At 61.0% G+C, this 8,459-nt stretch carries 11 protein-coding genes; 6 read left to right on the plus strand and 5 right to left on the minus strand.

Annotated features, from left to right (window positions below):
- The 3 genes from LH128_RS02645 to LH128_RS02650 form a co-directional block, all read left to right on the plus strand.
- The coding region (locus tag LH128_RS02645) for a TonB-dependent receptor (RefSeq protein WP_327195034.1) at positions 1 to 1,022 on the plus strand (1,022 nt) is incomplete at its 5' end.
- Between the two features lie 21 nt (positions 1,023 to 1,043).
- Positions 1,044 to 1,253: a hypothetical protein gene (locus LH128_RS34275; protein ID WP_327195035.1), complete on the plus strand. Its 210-nt coding sequence runs from the start codon at positions 1,044 to 1,046 to the stop codon at positions 1,251 to 1,253.
- Positions 1,243 to 2,715 carry an esterase-like activity of phytase family protein gene (locus LH128_RS02650; protein ID WP_327195036.1) on the plus strand — a complete coding sequence of 491 codons (1,473 nt, stop codon included), beginning with the start codon at positions 1,243 to 1,245 and terminating at the stop codon, positions 2,713 to 2,715. Before LH128_RS34275 ends, LH128_RS02650 begins: the two co-directional genes overlap by 11 nt.
- Before the next feature lie 242 nt (positions 2,716 to 2,957).
- On the opposite strand, the gene LH128_RS02655 is transcribed toward LH128_RS02650, so the two are convergent.
- The 4 genes from LH128_RS02655 to LH128_RS02670 all read right to left on the minus strand — a co-directional run bounded on the left by LH128_RS02655 (position 2,958) and on the right by LH128_RS02670 (position 5,702).
- Positions 2,958 to 3,272, minus strand: a complete 315-nt coding sequence (locus tag LH128_RS02655) for a MarR family transcriptional regulator (protein WP_327195037.1) — start codon at positions 3,270 to 3,272, stop codon at positions 2,958 to 2,960.
- 33 nt (positions 3,273 to 3,305) lie between these two features.
- A complete protein-coding gene (locus LH128_RS02660; protein ID WP_008828031.1) occupies positions 3,306 to 4,220 on the minus strand; it encodes a phytanoyl-CoA dioxygenase family protein in 915 nt (304 codons plus the stop codon).
- A 12-nt stretch (positions 4,221 to 4,232) separates the two neighbouring features.
- The gene (locus tag LH128_RS02665; protein WP_008828032.1) at positions 4,233 to 4,859 is read right to left on the minus strand and encodes an acyl-homoserine-lactone synthase; all 627 of its coding nucleotides are present in this window, start codon (positions 4,857 to 4,859) and stop codon (positions 4,233 to 4,235) included.
- Positions 4,860 to 4,946: 87 nt separating this feature from the next.
- Positions 4,947 to 5,702, minus strand: coding sequence for a helix-turn-helix transcriptional regulator (locus tag LH128_RS02670; RefSeq protein ID WP_008828033.1), 756 nt, complete (start codon positions 5,700 to 5,702; stop codon positions 4,947 to 4,949).
- 108 nt (positions 5,703 to 5,810) lie between these two features.
- On the opposite strand from LH128_RS02670, the gene LH128_RS02675 reads away from it, so the two are divergent.
- The 3 genes from LH128_RS02675 to LH128_RS02685 all read left to right on the plus strand — a co-directional run bounded on the left by LH128_RS02675 (position 5,811) and on the right by LH128_RS02685 (position 8,105).
- Positions 5,811 to 6,233 (plus strand): hypothetical protein, encoded by a 423-nt coding sequence (locus LH128_RS02675; RefSeq protein ID WP_327195038.1) that lies wholly within the window; start codon positions 5,811 to 5,813, stop codon positions 6,231 to 6,233.
- Positions 6,233 to 7,180 carry a DUF7146 domain-containing protein gene (locus tag LH128_RS02680; protein WP_008828035.1) on the plus strand — a complete coding sequence of 316 codons (948 nt, stop codon included), beginning with the start codon at positions 6,233 to 6,235 and terminating at the stop codon, positions 7,178 to 7,180. The genes LH128_RS02675 and LH128_RS02680 overlap by 1 nt, the downstream gene beginning before the upstream one ends.
- A 103-nt stretch (positions 7,181 to 7,283) precedes the next feature.
- Positions 7,284 to 8,105 (plus strand): N-6 DNA methylase, encoded by an 822-nt coding sequence (locus tag LH128_RS02685; RefSeq protein ID WP_008828036.1) that lies wholly within the window; start codon positions 7,284 to 7,286, stop codon positions 8,103 to 8,105.
- A gap of 55 nt (positions 8,106 to 8,160) precedes the next feature.
- Here the strand turns inward: LH128_RS02685 and LH128_RS02690 are convergent.
- Positions 8,161 to 8,459, minus strand: a 299-nt coding sequence (locus tag LH128_RS02690) for an IS1380 family transposase (protein ID WP_008827843.1), incomplete at its 5' end; no start/stop codon positions are given.

Raw genomic sequence — 8,459 nt, forward strand, 5'->3', positions numbered from 1 at the left:
CCGCCGACGACATCCCGGTGCAAATCCGCGATACCCGCTACACGATCAACCGCACGGGCGGCCTCGGCAGCCTGACGTGGGACGTCGGTTTCAACCAGTTCCAGGCCGGTTTCTGGCTTGAGGAAAACACCAGCAGCGCCGCGCGCTACATCTGGACCAACGTGACCGGCCCGTTCGACATCGGCCAGTATCTGAAGGGCCAGCCTGACACCGCGCAGTGGGTGCAGGAAACCAAGTGGAAGACCCGCCAGTTCTACGTTCAGGACACCGTGAAGCTGTTCGAAGACGCACTGACGATCGACTTCGGCTTCAAGGGCACGTACTCGCGCTCGGACGCCGAAGCGCAGGCCGGCATCGCCAAGGCTGCTCCGCCGGCTTCCAGCCAGTTCGCGACCGGTTCGCTGGTGGCGAAGGACTACTTCCTTCCGGAAGTGGGCATTCACTGGCAGGTCGCACCGCAGCATGAACTCTATGCCAGCTATGCCGAAAACATGACCATGTTCCAGGGCGGCTTCAAGCTCGGCCCGCAGTCGGTCTCGCAGACCGTCTGGAACGCGCAGGGCAAGACGCTGAGGCCGGAAACCTCGCGCAGCTTCGAAGGTGGTTATCGCTATGTCGGCGGGCCGCTCCAGGTCGCGTTGAGCGCCTACTGGGTCGATTTCAACAACCGTCTGCTGCAGTACAATCCCTGCCCGACGAACCAGCAGCAGAACCCTGGTTGCGGCAATTCCTTCCACAACGCCGGCAGCGTCACCAGCAAGGGCGTGGAACTGGGCGTGCTGTGGAAGCCGCTGCCGTGGCTGAACTGGTACAACTCGGCTTCGTACAACAAGTCGACCTATGACGATGATCTGAACTGGTGCACCACCACCTGCGTCATCAAGAAGACCGCAGGCAAGCAGCAGGTCGATACGCCGAAGGAAATGCTGGCCAGCGTCCTGACGCTGAAGCAGGGCGGTTTCTCGGCATCGGTGCAGGGCAAGTACACGGGCCGCCGTTACTACACCTACACCAACGACTAGAGCTTCGGCGGTTACTTCACCATGGACCTTGGCCTTGGGTATGACTTCGGTGATTTCGGCCCGCTCAAGGGTGCGAAGCTGTCGCTCAACGTCACCAACCTGACCGACAAGCGCTATGCGTCGAACTTCGACAACAGCGTGTTCGCGCCGGACGATGCCGCCGGTACGGTTCAGGTGTTCCACTCCTCCGCACCGCGCCAGTTCTTCGGGACGCTCAGCGTTGCATTCTAAGGCTCTGGGCGCCGTTCTGGCTTCACTGGCACTGGTCACGGCCTTTCCCGTCCTTGCCGACGGGGAGGAGCCGGGGGGCCGGTCCCATCTGGATCGGACAGCGGGCGCCCGGAGCATTACCCTGCACGATCGGACCTTCGTGGACGAAGGTCTGGTCGGCAGTGGCCAGCTTCCCGCCGGGACCACCGACTTTCTCGGCGACACGCTCGGCTCGTTTTCCTCGTTGCAGGTTGCGCCCGGCACCTGGAAGCGTATCGGCGATCATTACGAAGGCGTCCTCTGGACGCTGCCGGACCGGGGCCGCAACGACCCGGCCGCCAACCTCTTCTTCGACTATCCGGCACGGCTGGAACGGTTCCGCATCCGGTTCACCCCGGGCAGCGGACAGTTGGACATGCAGGTCGACGGCGGGCTGGAACTGAAGGATTATCGCGGTCGTCCCTTCACCGGAGCCGATCCCGCAGGCGCCATGCTGTCGGAACGGGGCCTGCAACTGCCCGCACCGAAGCAGGGCACCGGGGCCGGCAAGGTTTCGTTCGATGCGGAATCGCTGCAGTTCACGCGCGACGGCCATTTCTACATCGGCGACGAATATACCGCCAACGTCTACTATTTCGCGCCCGACGGACGACTGGGTGGCGTCATCGTACCGCCCGCATCGGTTGCGCCGCGCCGCAAGGGGAAGCCGTTCTTCGGCTCTCTCAGCGCGCCCGATACCGGCCGCCGCAACAACCAGGGGGTGGAGGGCATGTCCCTTTCACCCGATGGTCGCACCCTGTTCGTCGTCTTGCAGAGCGCGCTGATCCAGGACACCGCCAAGGGCAATGCCGCCGGGCGCAGAAACACGCGCGTGCTCGTCTACGACGTCAGCCATTCGCCGACGCCATCGAAGCCGATTGCCCATCATGTCGTGCAACTGCCGGTCTATGACGAGGCCGGTAAAGGCGGCCCGCCCAACCGAACCGCCGCCCAGAGCGAGGTGCGCGCGCTTGACGACCACAGTTTCCTGATGCTTGCCCGAGACGGTGCGGGCTTTGGAGCCGAGGGCGGCGCTCCCATCGTCTACAAGAGCGTCCTGCTGGTCGATCTTGCAGGCGCGACGAACCTGGCCGGGACAGAAACCGAGAAGGGCACCGCTTCAGTGCTGCAGGATGGGACGAAACCCGCGTTGCGATCGGATATCGTTCCGGCGCAGACCGCCGAATTGATAAACATGTTGAACCCGGCGCAGCTTGCACGCGTCGGTCTGACCATGGAGAGCCTGTCCGAGAAATGGGAGGCGATGGATCTGGTGCCGGTTTTGGAGCCGGAACACCCTTCGGATTACTTCCTGCTCGTGGCCAACGACAACGATTTCATTGCCCGGCACTGCCGGATGTCCGGCCAGTCCTGCAATTGCGACATCGATAACGACAACCGGGTTCTGGTTTATCGCCTGAAGTTGCCAGCACCGTTGCAGTGAAAAGAAATGGATTAAATTAAAAGACGCTTATAATTATAAGTAATCACGAAAATTGCAAGCATGCCTATCATCGAGTGAACTTCTTGACGCAAAATCTCCAGCTCCACCCAGCCCCGGTTTTGCCGGATTTTTTCCGTTTCACGCGCGCGCTCACAAGTCCCACTTAAGATCAAATTAATGAGATTAAGTCACGAGATGCCGCACGGATGCAATCGTCATATACAGAATAGGGCACGGCTCTCTCAGTTGAATAGTATGCCCGCCAGTTGATCCATCACCTGATCCATGAGATGGCGGGTTCGCTCGGAAAGCATCACGAAGCTGCGACGCTTGTCCGATGGGTCGGGAATCCGATCCAGCACTCCGATCTCGATCATGGTCATGGTGCGCCGGAAGGCTGTCGCGACCGATAGGCCGGACGTTCCGGCTAAGGTCTCGAAACCCACCTGCATTTCCCGCTGATCCGCCTGATAAAGATCGATGAGCATGAGCCATTCGGGCCACTGCCGCCGCTCGAGACCGAGTTTGATCTCCACAATGCGGTGTTGCTTGCTCAAGGCTTCGCAAATGCGCCGTCGTCGTTCCATCTTCTATCTCCTCTCAGCGAGAAACGGATCGGGATCGGCGCCCAATGCACCGGACCTGTATTGGGCGATCAGGGCTTCCTGATCAGGTCGGAGCATGTCTATCGCGCCCAGCGGAGTGTCGCCTGTCCTGTCCAGCAGAACTGATGGGCAGCGCCCTTCGTAAGTTCCGAGATTGGGGCGATGCGCCTGATATCCTGCGAGCCGCGATACGGCCTGGGGAAAGGTACGGGCAATGGGAGGCGGGTAAGCGAGCCAAGGCAATTCGTAAGGTTTCAGCCAGCCCAGACTGTAACTGATGATCATTCCGCGACGCGGCTCGTTCGTGATGTTGGCGCCGCCGGCATGCAGGGTCGATCCAACGAACAGCAGCGCGTCGCCGGGTTCCATGTCGGCCGTGATGGCCTCCTCCCTGCCAATGAAGATCTCGTCCTGGCGTCGGTGACTGCCGGGCCAGATCAGCGTGGCGCCGTTGTCGGCCGTGTAAGGGGAAAATGGCCACATCACGTTGATCAGATATTCGACACCGGCGGCATGGATCGGCCACATGTCCTGATCGCGGTGCGGTGGCTGGCTCTCGCTGCCCGGTGCTATCTCGATCGCCTGGGTCAGGTTAAGCTGGATAGTGTCGCACCAGGGGCGAAGGATGCTTTCAGCGATCCCGTGCACGAGCGGGTTGAGGACAAACTCTGCCGTGCGCGGCGAGCGATGCAACAATCCGTGAAACCGCCGGGTGGCCTTCCCATAGAACGGTCCTTTCGAAAAAGGCGTGGTCTCGAATGCGGGCCGAAGGTCTTCCGCGAGGTGATCGACCGATTTTCGCGCGGCGGCCCCGGAGATGATGCAATAGCCGTCCCTTTCTAGTTGTCCGACGTAATGCGTGATGTCGTGTTCGAGGCTATCGACTGCAATGAGCGGCATTTTCGTTTCCTTTCAAACGGCTTCGCAAAGGCTTGAAGTGATAGGCGTGATGCGCATCGGCACCCCGGTCCCCGCTGCATCGAGTTTCGCAGGCGTGTCGGCGTCGATTTGGATAAGCAGCGCCCCGGTCGGCAGACCGGCTATGACCTGCGGTATGCCCAGTGGGCGCGCGCTCCACCCCAGAGAAAGGATCTGGCTGAGCCAGTTGGAGTCAGCGACGCAGCTGTACCACCCTATTCCGCGATGAAGGGCAAATTGGACTATTGCCGTGGCGAGCGCATTGCGCACCTCGAGTCGACGCCTGGCGCGCAGGCTACGTGAAAGACAAAGTCGGCTCAGCTCGAAAATCCGCGGGCCGACGGGCACTTTGCCATCGCACAAAGCCGGGAATATCGATCCCAGGATATGCGGACGATCGCTTGATAACAGACGTATCGATCCCTCGTGGTTTCCCTGGGAATCGCTCGCCACGATGTAGATCGCGCGATCATCGTCGAACTGATCGATTTCGAATTTTCCGGCGATCACCGGCACATCCCAGCGCAGCAGATCGACGAATACCGTTTTCCTGGCCCGATACATGTCGTCCAGGATCGGATTGTTACCTGGCGCTTCGCGTCCCTCGAATATCCGGATCATCCGTGATGCTCCCCATCATGCCACACTCGGCGGGGGCATCATCGGTGTCAGGTACACCGCGAGTCTGTACCCTGAACTGGGAATTGATCAGTGAATCGAGAGCAGTTCGGGGTAAGTGACAATGCCGTCGAACAGGGCCCGCGCGATGAGGTTGTTGCGATGGATATTTCCATAAGCAAGCATGACCCGCTTGGCGTATTCATGGGCTGTATGTTCGGAAAGGCTTAGAATGTAGCCGATCTCGCGATATGTCTTGCCGCGACCCATAAGGATCAGGACCTGTCGTTCCCTCGGTTTCAGATTCGGAGGGGCGGGCAGTTCAAGGCCGGTGCGAAGGCGCGCTATTCGTCGTATGGCTTCGAACGCAATCGAAGCGGCGAAGAACGCCGATGGCATCGCATTGGGAGCAAGTGTGTCCGGACATGCCATGGCAAATGTGCAACTACCGGCATATTCTCCGGGCAGGTACATCGGCACCGTGTACCCGCCGCGTAGACCCCGTTTCGCTCCCTGTTCGAGAATGCTGCGCTGATAGCGGGTGAGAGAAGCCAGCATTGCAGGGTCAGGCCAGAGAAACCCGCTATGTCTTCGTTCACAAAGACTCTGGATCGGGTCGACGAGATAGTAGCGCTCTGTCACGATCTCGCTCAGCCAGTCGCTCTCATAATTTGTAAGGCCGTACGCGCCAATCGGAGGGTGAAGCAGATCGACGTGGTGGCTGATCGCGAAGCGGTCGAATCCCAGCACGCAGGTCAGGCGATCCATTGCCTCGAAGACCTTGCCGGGATCGGAGGTCTCGCCAAGCACGCTGACGGCCTGCTTGTAATCTTCCCTGTTGATCATAACGGTTCTCCTCAACTCATGGTCAAATTTATCCTTTCAGGGCACCTGAAATCCGTTTGACGACGAGCGCCTTATCACTGGCTGCAGCTGTCTGGCCCGCACATCTCTTTGAAGGCACTGGTTTTCGTGCGCGGATACCGCATGCTCATCTTCGTACGGGATGGTGCGATATTTTTTCCGAGTCGAGAAGCGGAGTGGGGAGAGGGGAGGCAAGGGTCAGCCCCTGTCATCAATTCAAATGCGGAAACGACGATGCACCATCACGCTCCGATTTTCTGGCTTCATCGCCTGCGCTTGTGTGGCCGTAAGGCACTGGCAGGGTATCGACGAAACCGGCAAATAGCCCGCCATACGCGCAAGCTCGCGGCACTACTGCGCGAAGAACCGCCCTACGTCGCCGAGGCACTGCATCTGTTCTTTCAGGATAGCCTGTCGATCACCGAAGTCGCAGCACGGCTCGACGTGCCCCGCGACGACGTCTTTGATGCTTTCTTGCGCATCATCGAACTGTTCGACGAAGACGTCCGCTGATGGTTCGCGAAAATCGGATGTCTACCGGCCCGGTGGTCGGTGACCGTCATATCCGGGATGCCGCCTGCATCGAGATGCTGGGCGCCGGACTGGTCGCCAAACTCGGCGGCACCTGGAGAAACGGCAAAGGGTTATGCCTGTGTCCGGCCCATGCGGATCATAACCCCAGCCTGTCGATCAGGGTGGGGGAGCGCGCGTTGTTGTTCAAATGTTTTGCCGGCTGCGCGACGATCGACGTCATGCGTGCCATCGAGCGACTGGGCTTGCCTACTCGCGGCACTGCAGCGACGATGCGACTTCCTGGTAGTCGCTCGGACCGGCTGGGGCCCAAGCCCGCCCTGCGAGTGTGGAACGCGTCCGTTTCTCTGATAGGAACCCCCGCCGAAGCTTATCTCTGCGGCCGCCATCTTGATCCGCGCGGGAATGACTTGCGCTTCAATGCCTTTACGCCGCTGGGGCGGGGACGAGCAGCGGTATTCCGGCCGGCTCTGTTGGCGGCGGTGCGCGAGCATCACCGGATCGTAGCTGTTCACCGCACGTTTCTTGATCCGGCAACGGCTGGCGGCCGTGCGGACGATCTTGCCGAGTCACGTATGCTGCTTGGCAGTCCCGGCTGCGGGGCGGTGCAACTCATGTCGGCCAGGCGCGTGCTGGGTCTTGCTGAAGGGATCGAAACGGCTCTCGCGGCGATGGCGATCCAGAAGATACCGGTCTGGGCCACGCTGGGTACCGCACGCGCACATAGGGTTCTCCTGCCAGCGGGGCTCGAGCGCCTGGTCCTCCTGTTCGACAGGGATGCTGCCGGATGGTCGGCATGCCGCCGCGCACGCGAAACCTACATGAGGCCAGGGCTCGAAGTTCGCCATATCTGGCCTCCTGCTCCCCACAATGACTGGGCCGATGTCTTGGCGGCAATCCGCCGCGGCAGATTTATCGCGGGCGATTGAGAGCGCCGCGCTCCCGTGGCGCGGACGTTCGCCCCGAAAGGGAAGGGGGAAGAAGGTAGGGCCGTTCTTGGGCGGGGCCGCCTTTTTCCGCGGAGCTTATCGCATGATCAACCCTTCCATCGGTGTCCCGGCACCCCACCTTGCCGGATCCCCCGTCAATGCGCGCACGCACACGCCGCATCTCAAGGTCATGCGGGAACTCTTGCAGCGCTGCCAGCCGCGCCACGATATCTATACGGTGTTCGGCCACTGCATGGAGGCGATGGCGATCGCGATCGCCAACAGCATCGACCTGCGCGCGCGCGATCAGCGTGAAGCACGCTATCTCGACATCGTCGGTCGGTACGGCGCCGACGTCGTCGAAAGCTTCCCACAGGTCATGGCCGAACTCGCCGTGGCCCTGGAAGCCGGGATGGGCGACGTGCTTGGCGCGCTGTTTCATGACCTCGAACTGCACAACAAGGCGAAGGGGCAGTTCTTCACGCCTTATTCTGTCAGCATAGCCATGGCGCAGATGCTGGTCGGCGATACGGCCACGCTCCGGGAGAACATCGAGAGGCGAGGGTATCTTACCGCAATGGAGCCGGCATGTGGCTCCGGCTGCATGGTCATTGCACTTGCAGACGTCCTCGGGGCACAGGGCATCAATTACCAGCGCCACCTCCATGTCACCGCGATCGATATCGATCCTCGCGCGGTCCACATGGCCTATGCGCAATTGTCGCTGCTGCATGTCCCGGCTCGCCTGATCGTCGGCAATGCCCTGTCCGGTGAGGTCCGCGAGCAGTGGTTCACGCCCGCCCACGTCTTAGCCTCTCTTATTCACGACGCTCGGTTTCAGGCCCGCTCTGGGCATTTGCTGCCGCTGGCGGTGTTGCGCGGACGACCGGCATCGCTGGCGTTTGTTTCACCGCGATCGGATTGATGGGCTTTTCGGGTTGAAGGGCTGGGCTCGGAGTTCTGCGGCGCTGCCGCATGGGCTACGTCGGCGCAGGCTTGAGCCGAAGAACGAGGGCGCGGAACAGGTCGGCATCCGGACAGGCCGAAGCGAAGGCAATGCGGATGCGGCTAGCACTTTCTACGACGCGCGCAGCGACCTTGAGCAGCCGCAGGCGCAAGGTTGTAAACTCGGCGCTTGCCAGAGCAGTGGTCCTGGGCATCACCTGCTGGATGCGCCATAGCAGCCAGTAGGCGGCAGTGTGCAGGATCAGGCGCATCTGATTGGCATTGGCCGAGCGGCACGAGGTGCGATCACTGGCCAGCTGGGCCTTGTGCCGCT

Origin of the sequence: Sphingomonas sp. LH128, assembly GCF_000293195.2 — a bacterium.
GTDB classification, from domain to species: Bacteria; Pseudomonadota; Alphaproteobacteria; order Sphingomonadales; family Sphingomonadaceae; genus Novosphingobium; species Novosphingobium resinovorum_A.